Genomic DNA, 18,668 nt, shown 5'->3' with positions numbered 1-18,668 from the left:
GGCACAGAGGGAGAGCAGGACATTGGGGACCATCAAGCACGTGACCGACGCCAGCTTCGAGGCCGACGTCCTCAAGAGCGACAAGCCCGTGATCGTCGACTTCTGGGCCGAGTGGTGCGGCCCGTGCCGGCAGGTGGCGCCGATCCTGGAGGAGATCGCCGGCGAGCAGGCCGAGAGGCTCACCATCGTCAAGCTGAATGTCGACGAGAATCCGGCAACGGCCACAAACTATGGCGTACTCCAGATTCCCACCCTGAACGTCTATAAGAACGGAGAGGTTGTGAAGCAGATCATCGGTGCCAAGCCGAAGGCCATGCTGCTTCGCGAGCTCGAGGGCATCATCTAGGCCCCCTGCGGCCGGCCGCTCCCCACGGCGCCCGCCGTATCACCCGCTTCCGAGCGGCACACCCACCCACAGAAAGCCCCCCGCCTCACCGCGGGGGGCTTTCACATGCGCCGGACGTGCCGGACCTCGACCTCCGGATCGCGGGGGACGTCCAAGGTGGCGCCGTACGGGCTCCAGAAGGTCTCAGACGGGCCGCAGGGCCCTCTCCGGACTCATGCTCCCAAGAAGCCTCTCCAGTGCCACCTCGACGTCCTCACGCCACGAGACGGCGTTCTTGAGCTCCAGGCGGAGGCGGGGGAAGCGCAGGTGCGGACGGACCGTCTTGAAACCCACGGAGAGCAGGTAGTCGGCGGGCATCAGACAGGCGCCCGGCTGCTCCCACTTCAGGTCGCCGAACGCCTCGATCGCCCGCACCCCGCGCCGGGTCAGGTCCTTGGCCACGCCCTGGACCAGCATCCGCCCCAGGCCGCCCCCGGAGAACTCGGGGATGATGTGCGCGGTCATCAGCAGCACCGCGTCCGCGCTGACCGGCGAGGTCGGGAAGGCCACCGAGCGCGGCACGTAGTGCGGCGGCGCGTAGAGCACGAAACCGGCGGCCACCCCGTCCACATAGACGATCTTGCCGCAGCTTCCCCACTCCAGCAGCGTGGAGGAGATCCACGCCTCCTTCTCCAGCCCCGGATCACCGGCCTTCACCGCCCGATCCGCGTTGACGGGATCGAGCTCCCAGAAGACGCACCGGCGGCAGCGGCGCGGCAGGTCGTCGAGATTGTCGAGGGTGACGTTTGCCAGCCGACGCGACACCTGTTGGCCCCAATCCTGGCGAGACGAGTGCAAGCCATGGCGAAAAACGCGCGAAAACGGCGTCTCCAGCTGGCATCGTAGCTCAGTGCGGGTCTTGGTTTCAGGAGGTCCCGTCCCCACACGCAGACGACTACGACCTCTGACGTAACCTGGTTTCTCTAATATGAGCGCTTTATGCGCCACACAATTTAGGAGGTGGACCGTGCCCCAGGATAAAGATCACGGTCAGGCCGTCGCTCCGACCCAGGGATCGCGCATCGACGCCTATGTCGACCGGTACGCGGCACGAGCAACCGGGATGGTCGCCTCCGAGATTCGAGCTCTTTTCTCCGTCGCGTCGAGGCCCGAGGTGGTCTCGCTCGCCGGCGGAATGCCGTACGTCACCGCCCTGCCCCTGGACGTGGTGGGGGAACTGGTCGCCGACCTGGTCGCCAGGCGCGGTCCCGTCGCGCTCCAGTACGGCTCCGGCCAGGGCGACCCGCACCTGCGCGAGCAGATCTGCGACGTCATGCGGATGGAGGGGATCGAGGCAGTCGCCGACGACGTCGTGGTGACCGTCGGCTCCCAGCAGGCACTCGACCTGATCACCCGGATCTTCATCGACCCGGGTGACGTCGTGCTCGCCGAGGGCCCCTCCTACGTCGGAGCCCTGGGCACGTTCTCCGCGTACCAGGCCAAGGTCATCCACGTCGCGATGGACAGCGAGGGAATCGTCCCCGAGTCGCTGGCCCAGACCATCTACGCCCTGAACAGCGCGGGCAATCGGATCAAGTTCCTCTACACGATCCCCACTTTCCAGAACCCCGCCGGAGTGACGCTCAACGCCGTGCGCAGGCAGCAGGTCCTGGAGATCTGCCAGCGTGCCGACGTGCTGATCGTCGAGGACAACCCGTACGGCATGCTCGGCTTCGACGGCGAGCCCATGCGGACGCTCCGCGCCGACAACGCCGAAGGCGTGGTCTATCTCGGCTCGTTCTCCAAGACCCTGGCCCCCGGCTTCCGGGTCGGCTGGGCGCTCGCCCCGCACGCCGTCCGCGAGAAGCTGGTGCTGGCGATGGAGTCCGCGGTCCTGTCGCACTCCTCCTTCACCCAGCTGGCCGTCGGTCAGTACCTCGCCACTCAGCCCTGGCGCGAGCAGATCAAGACGTTCATAGAGCTCTACCGCGAGCGCCGCGACACCATGCTCGCCTCACTGGAGGCCCTGATGCCCGCCGGCGTCACCTGGACCCGCCCCGCGGGCGGGTTCTTCGTCTGGGCCACCCTCCCCGAGGGGCTCGACTCCAAGGCGCTGCTGCCCCGCGCGGTCGCCGAACGGGTGGCCTTCGTGCCGGGCACCGGTTTCTTCGCCGACGGCGGCGGCGCGCGGAACATGCGGCTCTCCTACTGCTATCCGGAGCCCGACCGCATCCGCGAGGGCGTCCGCCGCCTGGCCGGGGTGATCGAACAGGAACTTCGTGTCCGCGACACGTTCGGAACCGGCTCGTCCCCGGACCGCATCGGGGTCGACACCCCTGGCCCCGATCTCGCGTGACCACGCCGCACGGTAGGTGTCCCGCGGCAACAGGACACCTACCGGCATGATCTCCTCCCGCCCGGTACCGTACGGTGACTTCCTGTGCCGGTGCGCGGCGATAGATCCGGTCCGCCGGGAAGGCCGGGCCATGCGCGGCGAGAGCGACAGAACAGGCTCGGAGCGGGCCTTGACGAGAGGTATGTCGGATGAGTGACCTGGGCCATGTGCTCGTCCTGGCGGGCGGACTCTCCTACGAGCGGGAGGTCTCACTGCGTTCGGGGCGGCGGGTGAGTGAGGTGCTGCGCGGGGCGGGCATCTCCGTGGAGACCCGCGACACCGACGCGTCACTGGTTCCCTCCGTGCTCGCGGACCCGCCGGACGCGGTCTTCGTCACCCTTCACGGCGGGGCGGGCGAGGACGGCGCCATCCGCACGGTGCTCGAACTCCTCTCCGTCCCGTACGTCGGGGCCGGCCCCGACGCCTGCCGGGTCGCCTACGACAAGCCCACCGCCAAGACCGTCGTCCGCTCCTTCGGTCTGCGCACCCCCGAATCGGTGACGCTGCCCAAGGAGACCTTTCACGACCTCGGCGCCTCCGCGGTGCTGGCCCGGATCGTGGAGCGCCTCGGCCTGCCCCTGTTCGTCAAGCCGTCCCGAGGTGGCTCCGCACTCGGTGCGTCGATGGTCCGCAGCGCGGAGGAACTTCCCGCCGCCATGGTCGGCTGCTTCGCCTACGGCGACACCGCACTGATCGAACGTTGCATCGACGGCGTCGAGGTCGCCGTCTCCGTGGTCGACCTCGGGAACGGGCCGGTGGCCCTGCCCCCCGTGGAGATCGTCCCCGACGAGGGCATGTACGACTACGCGGCCCGCTACACCGCTGGGCACACCGAGTTCTTCGCCCCTGCCCGCCTCTCGCCCGAGGTCTCCGCGGCCTGCACCGAGATGGCCGTGACCGCGCACACCGCCCTCGGCCTCCGGGACATCTCCCGCACCGACCTGATCGTCGACGCGGACGGCCTGCCGCACTTCCTCGAAGTCAACGTCGCCCCCGGTATGACCGAGACCTCCTCCCTCCCCATGGCCGTGGAGGCCGCCGGCGACGACCTCGGCACCCTCTGCCGGATCCTCCTCGAACAGGCCGCCGCCCGCGGCGCCTGACCCCGCCCGCCTTCCTGGGAATGCTCGAAGCGCGCGACGGGGACCCCGGATGGGGGCCGGGAGCGCGACCCCGACGGGAACACCGGCGGTCCGGTCATCAGCCGATCGAGGCCCGCGGGAGGCGCGACGGTTCGGTGGAGGGCCGCCGAGAGCCCCGAGGCCGGCGGGAAGCCGGCCGGGGTGGACCAGGGGCGTAACGGTGAGCGGACCGTCCCCCCTACGCTGGCCGTGTGCTGACCTCCACCCCATTTCCCAAGAGCTTCGCCAGTGACAACCACGCGGGCGTACACCCCGCGGTCCTCGCCGCCGTCCTCGAAGCGAACACCGGAGACGCTCCCGCCTACGGCGAGGACGTCTGGACCGCCGCGATGGAAGACGCCTTCAGTACCGAGTTCGGCCCCCAGGCGACCGTCTATCCGATGTTCAACGGCACCGGAGCCAACGTCGTGGGACTAGGGCTCGCGCTGCGGCCGTACGACGCGGTGATCTGTCCGGTCACCGCCCACATCAACACCAACGAGTGCGGCGCGGCCGAACGCGTGCTCGGTGTCAAGCTGGTCACCATCCCCACCGATGACGGCAAAATCTTCGTGGACGACATCCGGGGTCTGCTGTCGGTGCTGGGGGATGCGCACCACTCCCAGCCCAGGGTCATCTCCATCTCCCAGGTGACCGAGTGCGGCACCTGCTACACCGCCGACGAGGTCGCCGAGCTCGCGGAGTTCGCGCACGCGCGGGGCCTCTTCCTGCACATGGACGGCGCCCGGCTGGCCAACGCGGCGGCCGAACTCGGCTGCTCGCTCCGCTCCCTCACCACGGACGCGGGCGTGGACCTGCTCAGCTTCGGCGGCACCAAGAACGGCGCCATGGGCGCCGAGGCGCTCGTGGTCCTCCGCCCCGAACTGGACGCCCCGACGCCGTTCCTACGCAAGCAGGGAATGCAGCTCGCCTCCAAGATGCGCTTCGTCTCCGCCCAGCTGACCGCGCTCCTCACCGATGACCTCTGGCGCGAGAACGCCGCCCACGCGAACGCCATGGCCCACCGCCTGGCCGAGGGCATCGCCGACCTCCCGGGCGTCTCCCTGCGTTACCCGGTGCAGTCCAACGCGGTCTTTCCCGCCCTCCCGGAAAAGGTCATCGCGGAGTTGCAGCAGCGCTACCTCTTCCATCTCTGGGACGCGGCCGAGAACGTGGTCCGCTGGGTGACCGCCTTTGACACCAGTCCCGAGCATGTCGATACCTTCGTCGCCGACATCCGGCTCGCCGTCCAGGGGACGGCCGGCTCCTGAGTGACGGCTGTTTCACGTGAAACGGTCGTCCCCTGCGGGTACCCCTGCTCGTTCGCCTCGGCCGACGCTCGATGTTTCACGTGAAACGGCACCGTCTCCGTCGCGGCGACAGAGGGCCGCGCCGGCATCAAGGCCGAGGGCTCGGCAGCCTTGCGGCCCTGAGGGCGCGCGTGCGCGTGCGGCGAGGGAGGGCTTCACTCGACCGTCGCGGTGGCGTACGACGGCCAAGGGAGGGCGACCGGGGACACGAGAACGGCCTCCCTGTTTCACGTGAAACAGGGAGGCCGTTCTCGTCGGAAATCCTCCGGGAGAGGGGCGCCGGGGCCGGGATTCACCGGCTCACAACGAGGCGCCATTGACCTCGCCCTCACGGGCCCTGCCGGAAATCACCCTTCCTGCACCTGCAGCGATCCCGGGGCCATCGTGCTGATGATGCGCTCCAGGTCGTCGATGGTCGCGAACTCCACCACGATGCGGCCCTTACGGCGGCCGAAGTCGACCTTCACTCGGGTCTCGAAACGATCGGAGAGACGGTCTGCCAGCTGCCGGAGGACGGGCTCCTCGGTGGGCTTCGCCCGAGGGGTTCGCGGAGCCGGTGCCGGAGCCGCCCTGGTGTCGCCCACGGCGACGATCTCCTCGACCGCGCGGACCGACAGCAGCTCGGCAACGATCCGGCGGGCGAGATGCTCCTGGGCGGCGGGGTCGTCCAGGCGAAGCAGCGCCCGCGCGTGACCCGCGCTGATCGTGCCGGCCGCGACACTGAGCTGCACGCCGGGCGGCAACTTCAGCAGACGGAGCGTGTTGGTCACGTGCGAGCGGGAGCGGCCGATACGGGTGGCGAGCTGCTCGTGGGTCGCACCGAAGTCGTCGAGCAGCTGCTGATAGGCCGCCGCCTCCTCCAGGGCGTTGAGCTGCTCGCGCTGGAGGTTCTCGATGAGCGCGTCAAGCAGGAGCTTGTCCTCTTGGGTGCTCCGTACGATCGCGGGGATCTCGGAGAGGCCGGCGAGCTTGGAAGCACGCCAGCGGCGCTCACCCATGACCAGCTCGTAGCGCCCCTCGCCGGTCGCACGCACCACGACCGGCTGGAGCAGGCCGACTTCGCCGATCGAGGCGGCCAACTCCTTCAGTGCCTCCTCATCGAAGACGTCGCGGGGCTGGCGCGGATTGGGCACGATGTCGTCGACGGGGATCTCAAGGAAGTAGGCACCCGCGACCGGCTTGGGGCCGGACTGCTCCGGCACCGTCGGCTCCGGGGCGACCATCGTCACGGTCATCGACACGGGTGTCTCGGCGACGACGGCCGGGCCCGTCGGGATGAGGGCCCCCAGTCCCCTGCCCAGCCCTCTCGGCTGCTTACTCACTGCCCCTCCCGAGGCTCAAGATGTCGCCCTCACTGGCATGTCCGCGGCCACGGCCACGGGATTCGCGGTACTCATACGGCCACACCGCGATAAGCGATCTCACGAGCGGCGTCCATATAGGCCATCGCTCCGCTGGAGCCCGGATCGTACGTCATGACCGACTGACCGTAGCTCGGGGCCTCGGAGACGCGCACGCTCCGGGGGATCAACGTGCTCAACACCGTCGCGCCGAAGTGGGAGCGGACCTCGTCGGCCACCTGGGAGGCCAGGCGGGTGCGTCCGTCGTACATCGTCATGAGGATGGTGGAGAGGTCAAGCGTGGGGTTCAGATGGGCGCGGACCAGATCCACGTTCCTCAACAGCTGCCCAAGACCTTCCAGCGCGTAGTACTCGCACTGGATGGGGATCAGCAACTCGTTGGCGGCCATCAGCGCGTTGACGGTGAGCAGGCCGAGCGAGGGAGGGCAGTCAATGAGGATGTAGTCGAACTCAACGGCGTCGTACGCGGTCAGCGCGCGCTGCAGACGAGCCTCACGGGCGACCATCGAGACCAACTCGATCTCGGCACCGGCCAGGTCGATCGTGGCGGGAGCACAGTAGAGGCCCGGCATGTCCGGGACCTCCTTCACCACCTCCGCGAGCGGCATGTCCTCCACGAGCACCTTGTACATGTCCGGTACGTCGCCACGGTGCTCGACTGCCAGGGCCGTCGAGGCGTTGCCCTGTGGATCGAGGTCGACCACGAGCACCCGCTGGCCATGCATGGACAGCGCGGCCGCCAGGTTGACCGACGTGGTGGTCTTACCGACGCCGCCCTTCTGGTTGGCGACGGTGAAGATCCGGGTTTTGGGAGGGCGGGGCCAATCTCCATCTCGGCCCCCGGTGGAACCTCCAGGAGCGGCGGCGGTCTTCCGGGTCGATGTTTCACGTGAAACCACTGAGCTGAGTGCCTCTCGTACCAGCGGCGAGTCGCCGGGATTAAGGGGGGTCTGGGTCACGGTCGTCGTCCTTTCAACCGGCCTGACTACGGCACCGGGAGCCGGTGCCGGCCAACCCAGACCGGAAAGGCGTCCATGTGGCAAAGCGGCCGGATTCTCGGGCCAGCCGAGACCGCTCGTCGCGCTGGCAATCGCACCTGTACGGTCGTCCACTGGCCTCGTACTCGCTTTGCTCGGTTTGTCTACTGGCCTCGCGCTACCTGCCTCGCGAGGCGCGATCCTTCCGGCGAGCGGTCTTCCGCGCTCCTTCTGGAGCTCGACCGGCGACCACCCGGATGAGAGTTGTGGGCGGCTCGACCTTACCGTGCCCGACCGAGGTGAGCTCAGCGGTTTGAACCCCACTCGACCGCAATTGCCGTTCGGCGTCCGCCAATTCCTCCGCCGCGCGCTCGCCCTTCATGGCCAACAGCTCGCCCCCCTCACGCAGGAGGGGAAGCGACCATTTCAGCAGGCGGTCGAGCGGTGCCACCGCTCGGGCGGAGGCGACGTCGAACTCCCGCCTGCCCGCGAACTCCTCCGCCCGGCCGCGCAACACCTCGACGTTGCCGAGCTTCAGCGACTCCACGCACTCCTCCAGGAAGACCGTCCGGCGAAGGAGCGGCTCCAGGAGGGTGACGGTGATGTCCGGTCGTACGATCGCCAGGACCAGGCCCGGCAGTCCGGCACCGGAACCGATGTCGACCAGGCGTGCGCCCGCGGGCACGGCCTCGGCGACCACCGCGCAGTTGAGCAGGTGGCGGTCCCAGATGCGCGGCACCTCTCGCGGACCGAGCAGCCCGCGCACCACCCCGGGGCCGGCCAGCAGTTCCGCGAACGCCTCCGCCCTGGCCCAGGCGTCACCGGCGAACACCTCGTGCGCGACCACGGGCGGCTCAGGGATCTGGTCACTCACTCGACGCTCACTCTTCCCTCGGAAATGTCGGGGTCAGGCCGGTCTTAAGGCTAACGGCCCGCCTCGACGACACCGCACGGCGCGGGCCCCAAACTCGTATGCCACCGCCGACATCGTACGGAACAGGCCACGAAAAAGGCCGCCGCCCCTGGAAGAACCAGGGGCGGCGGCCTCTGCCCGTCCGCCGTCGTCAGGCGGGGAGGACCACCACGAAACGGCGGGGCTCCTCGCCCTCGGACTCGCTCCGCAGGCCCGCCGCCGCGACGGCGTCATGCACGATCTTCCGCTCGAACGGGGTCATCGGCTGCAGCGACTTGGGCTCGCCATCCCGCTTGACGTCCGCAGCGATCTTGGTGCCGAGCTCGCTCAGCTCGCTTCGGCGGCGGTCGCGGTAGCCACCGATGTCGAGCATCAGGCGCGACCGCTCACCCGTCTGGCGGTGGACCGCGAGGCGTGTCAATTCCTGGATGGCCTCCAGCACCTCGCCGTTGGGGCCGACCAGATCACCACCCTTGATATCGACCACCGACACCACGGCGCGATCACCTTCGACATCCATGTCGATGTCGCCGTCAATGTCGGCGATGTCAAGCAGACCCTCGACGTAATCCGCCGCGATCTCGCCTTCCTGCTCCAGGGCGGCGAGATCGGGAGCCGCCTTCACGGGCTCCCTCTCGGCCTCGGCCTCGGTCACGTCCGGCCACTCCTTCGTGCTGTCGGGATGAGACGTCAGGACTTCTTGCTACCGGTCCGCTTGCTGCGGGGCTGGCGGGTGGGCTGCTGGCGGATTACCTTCGGCTCCGGCGCGGACGGCGCCTCGGGCTCGGGGGCGGTCTTCTTGACCTTGCTCAGCAGGCTCGGCTTGGGCTCGGGGGTCGTGACGTTGCCCTTCGCGTCGACCACCGGGGAGGGATTGCGGCTGTAGAACCAGTGCTGCTGGCCGAGGGTCCAGAGGTTCGTGGTGACCCAGTAGAGGATCAGGCCCAAGGGGAAGTTCAGCGAGAAGATGGCGAACAGCGGCGAGATGTACATCAGGATCTTCTGCTGCTGCGCCATCGGGTTGTCCGGCATCTGGGCCATCGAGCGGGTCACGCTCTGCCGGACGGTGAGGAAGGTGGTCAGCGAGCTGATCGCCACGAAGACGGCGAGAACGACCTTGGTGATGATGGGGTCGGCGTTCAGCGCGATGATGTCGTTCGCACTGGTGAAAAAGGTCGCCGGGATCGGCGCGCCGAAGATGTGGGCCGCCCTGGCGCTGTCCATCAGCTGCTGGGTCATGCCGAACTTGGGCACCGGGCTGTTGGCCATGGCCTGGAGCACGGTGAACATCGAGATGAAGATCGGGAACTGCGCCAGGATCGGCAGGCAGCCACCCAGCGGGTTGGCGCCCTGCCCCTGGTACAGCGCCATGACCTCCTGGTTCATCCGCTGCTTGTCGTTCTTGTAGCGTTTGCGGATCTCCTGGACCTTTGGCGCCAGTTCCTGCATCTTCTTCGAAGAGCGCATCTGCTTGAGGAAGAGCGGGAAAATCAACAGCCGCATCAGCACGGTGAGCGTGATGATGGTCAGCGCCCAGTTGAGCCCGCTGTTCCTCGGGATGAAGGTGCTGTAGCCCTCGTGAATCCAGGTGATCACTTGGGCGACGGCCGTGTAAAGCCAGTTCAGCCAGGACAGCTCCACCGAGCTAGCTCCCTTGCGTTTCGTCGGACCGGCCCGGGGGAACCGGGTCAAAGCCTCCGGGATGGAATGGGTGGCAACGCCCGATTCTCCGGATCGTCAACCATGTGCCGCGTAGCGCGCCGTGAACGGCCACGGCTTCGAGGCCGTAGGCACTGCACGAGGGGTGGAAACGGCAACGGGGACCCAGCAAAGGACTCACGAAGGCCCGGTAGAACCGGATCGGAGCCATCAGGATCCTGGCAGCCGGAGAAATCCCGGCGATCTGCTGCGCCGTCATCATCGCCCATCCATGCGAGCCCCCGGGGGCTCTAGCCGCCTGAGTAAACGATCCAGCGCGACGTCGAGTTCGGCGGCAATGCGCTCGCTTCGCGCGGACGCGGCCGGTGGATTGGCGCGTACAACAAGCAGGCTACCTCGCGGAAGCCGGTCGAGACGGTTTCGCATGAGGTGTCGCAACTGACGTTTGACCCGATTTCTGATGACCGCGCCTCCTACGGCGCGACTCACCACGAATCCGACCAGGGGAGGATCGTCAGTGTCCGCGCGCATGCCAAAGTGCGCGACCAGGGTGGGGCGGCCTGCTCGGCTTCCCCTTCTGATCGCGCCGGCGAAATCGTCGCCCCGGCGCATGCGGGACCCGGACGGCAACACGAGAGACCTTCGTGACCCTGGGCAGGTACGCCTGTCGCCCGTCGGCATCGCTGCCGACGGGCGACGGGCTCTGCTGCCTTGGCCCGGCGGACCGGGCGCAACGGATGCGTCAGGCGGAGAGCTCGGCGCGGCCCTTGCGACGGCGAGCGGCAAGGATGGCACGGCCGGCGCGGGTGCGCATGCGGAGCCGGAAGCCGTGGGTCTTCGCACGACGGCGGTTGTTCGGCTGGAAAGTACGCTTGCTCACGAGTGGGCTCCAGGCTCAAGACGCATCCCCAGCACATGGGGACGCTCGACAGTGGCTGGCCTGCCGGATGCGGGGCATGCGAAATAGCCGCCGCGTGGCAAGCCGACCGTCGTACGTTACGGGGCAGGCGCGTCCCAGGTCAAACCGGAGAACATCCTGGAGCACGCGAACACAGGTTATCCACCTTTCCACAGGCACGTTTTCCACTGGCGCCCCGCCGTCCACAGGATGTGCACTCTGTCCCCCCCGTACTGCCACTAGGCTGTGGACAACGTCTTGTACACAGCTGTGGACAGGGCTACCCTCGGCCCTTCCAAACCCTCTCTCCACTGCGAGGACGCGTCGGACCGCGGGTAACAGACTGTGCACAGCCTGTGGATTCGATGTGGATATCGAACGGTGCCCACGAAGGTGCCACGGGACGCCCGGCGTGTGGACAACGGCGAGATCCGGTGCTTCCGGCGGCCATCGATGTGGATAAACAGATCGCGGTAGGCCGGCGGGGCCGCGTCGGGAGGAGGGGGGCAGAGCCATGGACGGAACGGACCTCAGCGCGGTCTGGGCGAGGGCGCTGGAGAACTCCCTGAACGAGAACGTCCCGTCTCAGCAGCGGGTCTGGCTCAACATGACCCGGCCCTTCGGCCTCATGAACGACACGGTGGTGCTCGCCGCGCCCACGGATTTCGCCAGAGATGTTCTGGAGAACAAGCTTCGTCCGCTTATCAGCCACGCGCTCTCCCAGGAGTTCGGCCGCCCGATGCGGGTGGCCGTCATGGTCGACCCCAGCGCGGCGGGCCCCGAACCCGGACTCGCCTCCCGCCAGGACCCTTATCCCCAGGCGCAACCGCAGGGTTATGCACAGGCCGGCGGGGCCCAGCAGGGTTATGCACAACCGGCCAATCCCCAGCACCACGGGGTTTCGGTGCCCCACCCCCCCTACCAGGGGGGCAACCCGGCCGCCCAGCCGTCCACCGAATATCCACAGGCCCAGCCGTTCTCCTACCCCTACCAGCAGGGTGAGGAATCCTCCCAGCCGTACCGCCCCGCGGAGCCGTCCCAGGCTCCCGCGCCGGGGGAATCGAGCCCCGGATACAACCGCGGCGGCTATACCGCGCCCTCGCCGCGTCCCGAGCCCGACTCCTTCGACCGCGGCGCGCCCGCGGTGCCCGGCGGGGGCGGCGTACAGAACAGGTGGGACAGCCGCGGGAGCCGGACGCAGGGCGAGCCCGCCCGGCTGAACCCGAAGTACACCTTCGAGACCTTCGTCATCGGCTCCAGCAACCGGTTCGCCCACGCGGCCGCGGTCGCGGTGGCCGAGGCGCCGGCCAAGGCGTACAACCCGCTGTTCATCTACGGCGACTCGGGCCTGGGCAAGACCCACCTGCTGCACGCGATCGGCCACTACGCACAGAGCCTGTACGACGGCGCGCGGGTGCGGTACGTGAGCTCCGAGGAGTTCACCAACGACTTCATCAACTCCATCCGCGACCACAAGGCCGACAACTTCCGGGGCCGCTACCGGGCGGTGGACATCCTGCTGGTGGACGACATCCAGTTCCTGGAGGGCAAGGAGCAGACGCAGGAGGAGTTCTTCCACACCTTCAACACCCTGCACAACTCCAACAAACAGATCGTCATCTCCAGCGACCGGGCGCCGAAACAGCTGGTAACGCTGGAGGACCGGCTCCGCAACCGGTTCGAGTGGGGTCTGATCACCGACGTCCAGCCGCCCGAGCTGGAGACCCGCATCGCGATCCTGCGCAAGAAGGCGATCCAGGAGGGCCTGGCCGCACCGCCCGAGGTGCTGGAGTACATCGCCAGCCGCATCTCCACCAACATCCGCGAGCTGGAGGGCGCCCTGATAAGGGTGACCGCGTTCGCCAGCCTCAACCGGCAGTCGGTCGATCTGCAGCTCACCGAGGTCGTGCTCAAGGACCTGATCACCGAGGACGCCGGGTCGGAGATAACGGTCGCCACGATCATGGCCTCCACCGCCGCCTACTTCGGCCTGTCGATCGACGACCTGTGCGGCGGGTCGCGCTCGCGCGTGCTGGTCACCGCCCGGCAGATCGCCATGTACCTGTGCCGGGAGCTGACCGACATGTCGCTGCCGAAGATCGGTCAGCAGTTCGGCGGCCGCGACCACACCACGGTCATGCACGCCGACCGGAAGATCCGCTCCCTGATGGCCGAACGCCGCTCGATCTACAACCAGGTCAACGAACTCACCACCAGGATCAAGCAGCAGTCGCGCAATGGCTGAGGTTTTTCACCCCGTGATGCACAGGCTGTGGAAAACCTTGTGGATCAACGATTCGCGGGGGCGGGAAAGGCTCCGGGACGTTCACTCATGATCATCAGCAAACGGGCCGGTCCGAACCCTGTTCGGGACTGTGGACAACTCTGGGGAGAAGTTGGGGACAACCTGTGGGTAACCCGTGGACAACCTGGGGACGCCCTGTGAAGAGAGTTTTCCACAAGGACAAACCGACCTCATACCCGGTGGATAACCTGGGGAAACCTCGTGGATAACCGGTGGACAGAGCGCACCGAATCTGGGGACGGCCTGTGGGTACTCCGCGGTTCTCCCCAGCCCCAAGAGTTGTCCACAGCGGGCGCCCACAGCCCCGGTGGATGAAAAAACCGCACTTGACCTGCGGAAACGATGGCTTTCCACAGTATCCACACCCCCTAATACGATGGCCACTTGTATCTCTACTAGGAAACCCAAGAGCCATAAGAGGGGTTCCGGGAGAGCGCAGGCTCGAGACAGTGAACACTTGAACCCCAGGCACCGAGCGGACGGCGCTCGATACACAGGAGGCAGATCCACGTGATGTTCCGGGTCGACCGAGACGTGCTCGCTGAGGCGGTCGCATGGACGGCGCGCAGCCTGCCGGCGCGTCCCTCCGTGCCGGTGCTGGCCGGCATGCGTCTCGAGGTCACTGAGGACGGGCAACTCAAGCTCTCCGGCTTCGACTACGAGGTCTCCGCCGAGGTGACCCTCGAACTGCAGACGGGAGAGGCGGGCGTGGTGCTCGTCTCGGGCAGGCTGCTCGCCGAGATCACCAGGGCGCTCCCCGCGCAGCCCGTGGACTTCGTGGTGGAGGGCGCCAAGGCGGTCGTCACCTGTGGCAGCGCCCGGTTCACCCTCCTGACCATGCCTGTGGAGGACTATCCCTCGCTGCCGACCATGCCACCGGCCGCCGGCCGGGTCGGCAGCGACGTGTTCGCCTCCGCCGTCAGCCAGGTCGCCGTGGCCGCGGGCAAGGACGACACCCTGCCGATGCTCACCGGCGTACGCGTGGAGATCGAGGGGGACACGGTCACCCTCGCGGCGACCGACCGTTACCGCCTCGCCGTGCGGGAGCTGAAGTGGCAGCCGGACCAGCCCGACTTCTCGGCGATCGCGATGATCCCGGGCAGGACCCTCGCGGACACGGCCAAGGCCCTGGGGGGTACCGGCGCCGAGGTCGAGATCGCGATGAGCTCCGCGGGAGGCACCGGTGAGGGCATGATCGGCTTCTCCAGCGCGGGGCGCCGCACCACCACCCGGCTGCTCGACCCCGAGTTCCCCAAGTACCGCTCGCTGCTGCCCACCGAGTTCTCGGCCCGCGCGCAGCTGCCGACGGCGGCCTTCGTCGAGGCCGTCAAGCGGGTGGCCCTGGTCGCCGAGCGCAACACGCCGGTACGGCTCGCCTTCCGCGGCGACGAGGTCGTCCTGGAGGCGGGCAGCGGCGACGAGGCGCAGGCCGTCGAGGTGCTCCCCGTCGAGTTCGAGGGCGAGGACATCAACATCGCCTTCAACCACCAGTTCCTGCTGGAGGGCCTCGGCGCGATCGACTCCGACGTGGCCCGCCTGCAGATGACCACGTCCACCAAGCCGGCCATCCTCACCGGCGGCAAGCCTGTGGACGACGGAGAGGTTCCCGACTACCGCTACCTGATCATGCCCATCCGGCTCTCCAGTTGACGACGGGAGTGCCCCGTTCAGGCACACCGTGGCTCAAGGCGTGCCTGAACGGGGCCAGGAGGCCCGGCGACCACCCGGCCCTCCCCCTGACACCTCTGGAGCTCGCTGAGGCGGCCCGTGAGGCCCGTGAGGCGGGTGCGGGCGCTGTTCACATGCATCCGCGTGACGAGGGGGGCAGCGAGTCGCTCAGCGCCGTCCACATCGGGGCGGCGGTGCGCGCGGTGCGCGAGACGTGCCCGGGGCTCCCGGTGGGGGTGAGCACGGGGCTGTGGATGACCGGCGGGGATGTGGACGCGCGGCGCGAGGCCGTCCGCGGCTGGACCGCGCTCGCCCCCGGAGACCTGCCGGACTTCGCGTCCGTGAACCTGTCCGAACCCGGCTTCCGGGACCTGTGGCATGATCTGCGGCGGCTCGGGGTGGACGTGGAGGCCGGGGTCTGGTCCGTGGACGACGCCGACGCGCTCGCCGCGAGCGGACTGGAGTGCGCCCGGGTGCTCGTGGAGATCCTCGGCGGCCCCGCGGACACGGCCGTCCTCCGGGCGCACGCGGTCCTGGACCGCCTCGCCGGGCTCGGCGTACCGGGATCGCGGCTGCTCCACGGGGAGGAGGAGCCGACCTGGATTCTCCTGGACCTCGCGGGGCAGTTGGGACTGGCCACGCGCATCGGCCTGGAGGACGTCCTCCACGGTCCCACGGGTGATCCGGTAGGCGGGAACCCCGAGCTGGTGAGGCTTGCGCGGGCGCGTCTGACGTAGGTGAACGATGAAACCCTGAAGGGAGTGCTCGTATGCAGATCGGCATGGTCGGGCTGGGCAAGATGGGCGGCAGGATGGCTGAGCGCCTGCGCCGCGGCGGCCACGAGGTCGTCGGTTACGACCGCGATCCCGAGGTCAGCGACGTCTCCAGCCTGGAGGAGCTCGTGGAGCGGCTCCGGACGCCGCGAACGGTGTGGGTCATGGTGCCCTCGGGGGAACCGACCCGGGCGACGATCGAGGCGCTCGGCGAGGTGCTGGCCCCCGGCGACCTCCTCATCGACGGCGGCAACTCGCACTACGCCGACGACCAGAAGCACGGCGCCGCTCTCGCCGCGAAGGGCATCGGGTTCGTCGACTGCGGCGTGAGCGGTGGAGTCTGGGGGCTGGAGAACGGCTACGCGCTCATGGTCGGCGGCGACGGGGCCGACGTCGAGCGGGCGATGCCGATCTTCGAGACCCTCAAGCCCGAGAGCGAGGACGGCTTCGTCCACGCGGGCAGGATCGGTGCCGGTCACTTCGCCAAGATGGTCCACAACGGCATCGAGTACGGCATGATGCAGGCCTTCGCCGAGGGCTGGGAGCTGCTGGAGGCCTCCGACATCGTGACCGACGTGCCCGGCGCCTTCAAGAGCTGGCGGCAGGGCACCGTCATCCGCTCCTGGCTGCTCGACCTGATGGTCCGCGCGCTTGAGGAGGACCCCGCCCTGGAGCGGCTCGAGGGCTACGCGCAGGACTCCGGCGAGGGCCGCTGGACGGTCCAGGCGGCCGTCGACCTCGCGGTCCCGCTGCCGGTCATCACCGCCGCCCTGTATGCCAGGTTCGCCTCCCGCCAGGACGACTCACCGGCCATGAAGGTCGTCGCGGCCCTGCGCAACCAGTTCGGCGGCCACGCGGTCACCTCCAAGGCGGGCTCGGCGGCCAAGGGGGCCGACTCCCCCGGCGCCGACGTCGTCCCCCCGGTCGAGGCGGCCGGCTAGCACGGCGTTCCCCGTCCAAAAGCGCGGATCCGCCACGGCTCCCGGCTCGGGAAGGCCGCCCCGGCAACCTCGGCCGCACGTTCGCGACCTCCGTCGGGAACGGAGCGCCGGTTCCTCGGGCGCAGGGCTTTTTCCACGGGGCGCGAGCCGTGCGGGCCACGACGGCGGACGGGGCCGACTAATCTTCCTGGGGTGCATGTCGCCCATCTCTCCCTGACCGACTTCCGGTCCTACGAAACCGTCGATCTCGGCATGGAACCGGGGGTCACGGCCTTCGTCGGGCCCAACGGCATGGGAAAGACCAACCTGGTCGAGGCGCTGGGTTACGTGGCGACGCAGGCCAGCCACCGGGTCGCAGGCGACGGGCCGCTGGTCCGGCAGGGCGCGGCGCGGGCGATCGTACGCTCGGTGGTGGTCCGCGACGACCGGCGCGCGCTGATCGAGCTGGAGATCAATCCAGGCAGGGCCAACAGGGCCAGGCTGAACCGCTCGCCCGTCTCCCGCACCCGCGATGTCGTCGGTCTGCTGCGCACCGTCCTGTTCGCTCCCGAGGATCTCTCCATGGTCAAGGGCGACCCCTCCGAGCGGCGCCGGTTCCTCGACGACCTCCTGGTGGCCAGGGCGCCCAGGTTCGCGGGGGTGCGCGCCGACTACGACAGGGTGCTCAAGCAGCGCGGCGCCCTGCTGCGCACGGCCGCGCAGGCCCGGCGGGGGCGCGGCCGGAGCACCCGGCGGGCCGAGAGCGACGCGGCGTTCGCCGAGGCCGGGGCGGGAGACCCGCTGAGCACCCTCGATGTCTGGGACGCCCATCTGGCCACGCACGGTGCCGAGCTGCTCGCGGCCAGGCTGGAGCTGGTCGAGACGCTGCGCCCCCTGGTCGCCGCCTCGTACGCCTCGCTCGCGCCCGACTCCGCCCCCGCGAGGCTGGAGTACCGCGGCACCCTGCCGGCGGACGCGGGCACCGACCGCGCCGAGCTCGTGAAGCGGCTGCGGGCCGGCCTGCTGGAGGTTCGCGCCGCCGAGCTCGAACGTGGCGTCACCCTCGTCGGCCCGCACCGCGACGACCTGTTCCTCGGGCTGGGGGAGCTGCCCGCGCGCGGCTACGCCAGCCACGGCGAGTCGTGGTCGTACGCGCTGGCGCTCAGGCTGGCCGCCTACGACCTGCTCAGGGCCGACGGCGGCGACCCGGTCCTGATCCTGGACGACGTCTTCGCCGAGCTGGACAACAGGCGCCGGCGCCGCCTGGCCGAGATGGTCGCCCCCGCCGAGCAGGTGCTGATCACCGCCGCGGTCCCCGACGACGTGCCGAAGGAACTGGCCGGCGGCCGGTTCGACGTGACAGAGGGGGGTGTGGCCCGTGCCCGATGACGCAGAGCCTGGATCGAACGGTGACGGGGCGGACGCCACGGTCCCCGGGTCGGCGAGGAGCGCGGCCGCCAAAGGGGCGGCGATGGCCAGGGAGAAACTGGCCCAGGCCAAGTCGGACGCCGCCAGGCGAGGGCAGCTCCCCCGCAGGGAGCCGCGCCGCCGGGCGTCCGGGCCGCGCAGGGACGCGGGTGATCCCCAGCTCTTCGGCAGGGCCATCGCCGACCTGCTCGCCGATCGGGGCTGGCAGCAGCCCGCCGCGATCGGCGGGGTCTTCGGCCGCTGGCACGAGATCGTCGGCCCGGACATGGCGGCCCACACCAGGCCGGAGACCTTCGCGGAGGGCGAGGTCGTGGTCGTCGCCGACTCCACCGCCTGGGCCACCCAGGTGCGTCTGCTGGCAAGGACCCTGGTAAGAAGGTTGAATGAGGAGCTAGGGGACGGAACGGTGCAACGGGTCAAGGTCCGTGGACCGCAGAACGGTCCCCGCTCCAGCGGCGGTCTGCGGGTCACCGGAAGCCGCGGTCCGGGCGACACGTACGGCTGACTCGGCGCTCAGAAACGGATCAGCAGCCTTTCTGGCGCGACGAACCCCGCCCCCGTAGGGGGATGTTCAAGACGATGATCGTCACGCGACAGGCCATTCCAGGGGCCGTC

At 69.0% G+C, this 18,668-nt stretch carries 19 protein-coding genes; 10 read left to right on the top strand and 9 right to left on the bottom strand.

The genetic code is table 11. The features are described from left to right. The first annotated feature begins 22 nt into the window (after positions 1–22). Positions 23–346, top strand: coding sequence for a thioredoxin (gene trxA / locus ACFQVD_RS31850; protein ID WP_343970382.1), 324 nt, complete (start codon positions 23–25; stop codon positions 344–346). A 183-nt stretch (positions 347–529) separates the two neighbouring features. Here the strand turns inward: trxA and ACFQVD_RS31845 are convergent, their stop codons facing one another. Then, positions 530–1,150 (bottom strand): GNAT family N-acetyltransferase, encoded by a 621-nt coding sequence (locus ACFQVD_RS31845; protein ID WP_326646217.1) that lies wholly within the window; start codon positions 1,148–1,150, stop codon positions 530–532. A 298-nt stretch (positions 1,151–1,448) separates the two neighbouring features. On the opposite strand from ACFQVD_RS31845, the gene ACFQVD_RS31840 reads away from it, so the two are divergent. The 3 genes from ACFQVD_RS31840 to ACFQVD_RS31830 all read left to right on the top strand — a co-directional run bounded on the left by ACFQVD_RS31840 (position 1,449) and on the right by ACFQVD_RS31830 (position 5,112). After that, a complete protein-coding gene (locus ACFQVD_RS31840) occupies positions 1,449–2,681 on the top strand; it encodes an aminotransferase-like domain-containing protein (RefSeq protein ID WP_343970936.1) in 1,233 nt (410 codons plus the stop codon). A gap of 188 nt (positions 2,682–2,869) precedes the next feature. Beyond that, positions 2,870–3,823 carry a D-alanine--D-alanine ligase family protein gene (locus tag ACFQVD_RS31835; protein ID WP_343970392.1) on the top strand — a complete coding sequence of 318 codons (954 nt, stop codon included), beginning with the start codon at positions 2,870–2,872 and terminating at the stop codon, positions 3,821–3,823. A gap of 230 nt (positions 3,824–4,053) precedes the next feature. Further along, on the top strand, positions 4,054–5,112 hold the full coding sequence (locus ACFQVD_RS31830) for a threonine aldolase family protein (RefSeq protein WP_343970395.1): 1,059 nt from the start codon (positions 4,054–4,056) through the stop codon (positions 5,110–5,112). A gap of 386 nt (positions 5,113–5,498) precedes the next feature. Here the strand turns inward: ACFQVD_RS31830 and ACFQVD_RS31825 are convergent, their stop codons facing one another. From ACFQVD_RS31825 to rpmH, 8 genes are all read right to left on the bottom strand, one after another. Next, entirely contained in the window at positions 5,499–6,473 is a 975-nt protein-coding gene (locus ACFQVD_RS31825) for a ParB/RepB/Spo0J family partition protein (RefSeq protein WP_343970398.1), read from the bottom strand. Between the two features lie 71 nt (positions 6,474–6,544). Next, the gene (locus ACFQVD_RS31820) at positions 6,545–7,471 is read right to left on the bottom strand and encodes a ParA family protein (protein WP_343970401.1); all 927 of its coding nucleotides are present in this window, start codon (positions 7,469–7,471) and stop codon (positions 6,545–6,547) included. A 196-nt stretch (positions 7,472–7,667) separates the two neighbouring features. Beyond that, positions 7,668–8,363, bottom strand: coding sequence for a 16S rRNA (guanine(527)-N(7))-methyltransferase RsmG (gene rsmG / locus ACFQVD_RS31815; RefSeq protein WP_343970404.1), 696 nt, complete (start codon positions 8,361–8,363; stop codon positions 7,668–7,670). A 190-nt stretch (positions 8,364–8,553) separates the two neighbouring features. Next, positions 8,554–9,057, bottom strand: coding sequence for a Jag family protein (locus tag ACFQVD_RS31810; RefSeq protein WP_364154817.1), 504 nt, complete (start codon positions 9,055–9,057; stop codon positions 8,554–8,556). 35 nt (positions 9,058–9,092) lie between these two features. Beyond that, entirely contained in the window at positions 9,093–10,043 is a 951-nt protein-coding gene (yidC, locus tag ACFQVD_RS31805; RefSeq protein ID WP_343970410.1) for a membrane protein insertase YidC, read from the bottom strand. Between the two features lie 4 nt (positions 10,044–10,047). Continuing rightward, positions 10,048–10,320: a membrane protein insertion efficiency factor YidD gene (gene yidD / locus ACFQVD_RS31800; RefSeq protein ID WP_425580431.1), complete on the bottom strand. Its 273-nt coding sequence runs from the start codon at positions 10,318–10,320 to the stop codon at positions 10,048–10,050. Continuing rightward, complete coding sequence (rnpA, locus tag ACFQVD_RS31795; RefSeq protein WP_343970416.1) at positions 10,320–10,742, bottom strand: ribonuclease P protein component; 423 nt, start codon at positions 10,740–10,742, stop codon at positions 10,320–10,322. The genes yidD and rnpA overlap by 1 nt, the downstream gene beginning before the upstream one ends. 61 nt (positions 10,743–10,803) lie before the next feature. Beyond that, complete coding sequence (gene rpmH, locus ACFQVD_RS31790; RefSeq protein WP_010849920.1) at positions 10,804–10,941, bottom strand: 50S ribosomal protein L34; 138 nt, start codon at positions 10,939–10,941, stop codon at positions 10,804–10,806. A gap of 532 nt (positions 10,942–11,473) precedes the next feature. Between rpmH and dnaA the strand changes: the two genes are divergently transcribed. The 6 genes from dnaA (at position 11,474) to ACFQVD_RS31760 (ending at position 18,558) form a co-directional block, all read left to right on the top strand. Further along, entirely contained in the window at positions 11,474–13,204 is a 1,731-nt protein-coding gene (gene dnaA / locus ACFQVD_RS31785; RefSeq protein WP_343970420.1) for a chromosomal replication initiator protein DnaA, read from the top strand. Positions 13,205–13,774: 570 nt separating this feature from the next. Then, positions 13,775–14,914 (top strand): DNA polymerase III subunit beta, encoded by a 1,140-nt coding sequence (gene dnaN / locus ACFQVD_RS31780; protein ID WP_343970423.1) that lies wholly within the window; start codon positions 13,775–13,777, stop codon positions 14,912–14,914. An 8-nt stretch (positions 14,915–14,922) separates the two neighbouring features. Beyond that, entirely contained in the window at positions 14,923–15,669 is a 747-nt protein-coding gene (locus tag ACFQVD_RS31775) for a 3-keto-5-aminohexanoate cleavage protein (RefSeq protein ID WP_343970939.1), read from the top strand. A 32-nt stretch (positions 15,670–15,701) separates the two neighbouring features. Next, complete coding sequence (gene gnd, locus ACFQVD_RS31770) at positions 15,702–16,646, top strand: phosphogluconate dehydrogenase (NAD(+)-dependent, decarboxylating) (RefSeq protein ID WP_343970426.1); 945 nt, start codon at positions 15,702–15,704, stop codon at positions 16,644–16,646. Between the two features lie 192 nt (positions 16,647–16,838). Beyond that, a complete protein-coding gene (recF, locus tag ACFQVD_RS31765; RefSeq protein ID WP_343970429.1) occupies positions 16,839–18,014 on the top strand; it encodes a DNA replication/repair protein RecF in 1,176 nt (391 codons plus the stop codon). Continuing rightward, positions 18,004–18,558 (top strand): DUF721 domain-containing protein, encoded by a 555-nt coding sequence (locus ACFQVD_RS31760; RefSeq protein WP_343970432.1) that lies wholly within the window; start codon positions 18,004–18,006, stop codon positions 18,556–18,558. The genes recF and ACFQVD_RS31760 overlap by 11 nt, the downstream gene beginning before the upstream one ends. The last annotated feature ends 110 nt before the right edge of the window (positions 18,559–18,668 follow it).

It is taken from the genome of Streptosporangium amethystogenes subsp. fukuiense (assembly GCF_042665875.1).
In the GTDB taxonomy this organism is placed as follows: domain Bacteria; phylum Actinomycetota; class Actinomycetes; order Streptosporangiales; family Streptosporangiaceae; genus Streptosporangium; species Streptosporangium fukuiense.
Note: the sequence above shows the minus strand (reverse complement) of the source record. Positions and strands in the feature narration are given on the sequence as shown.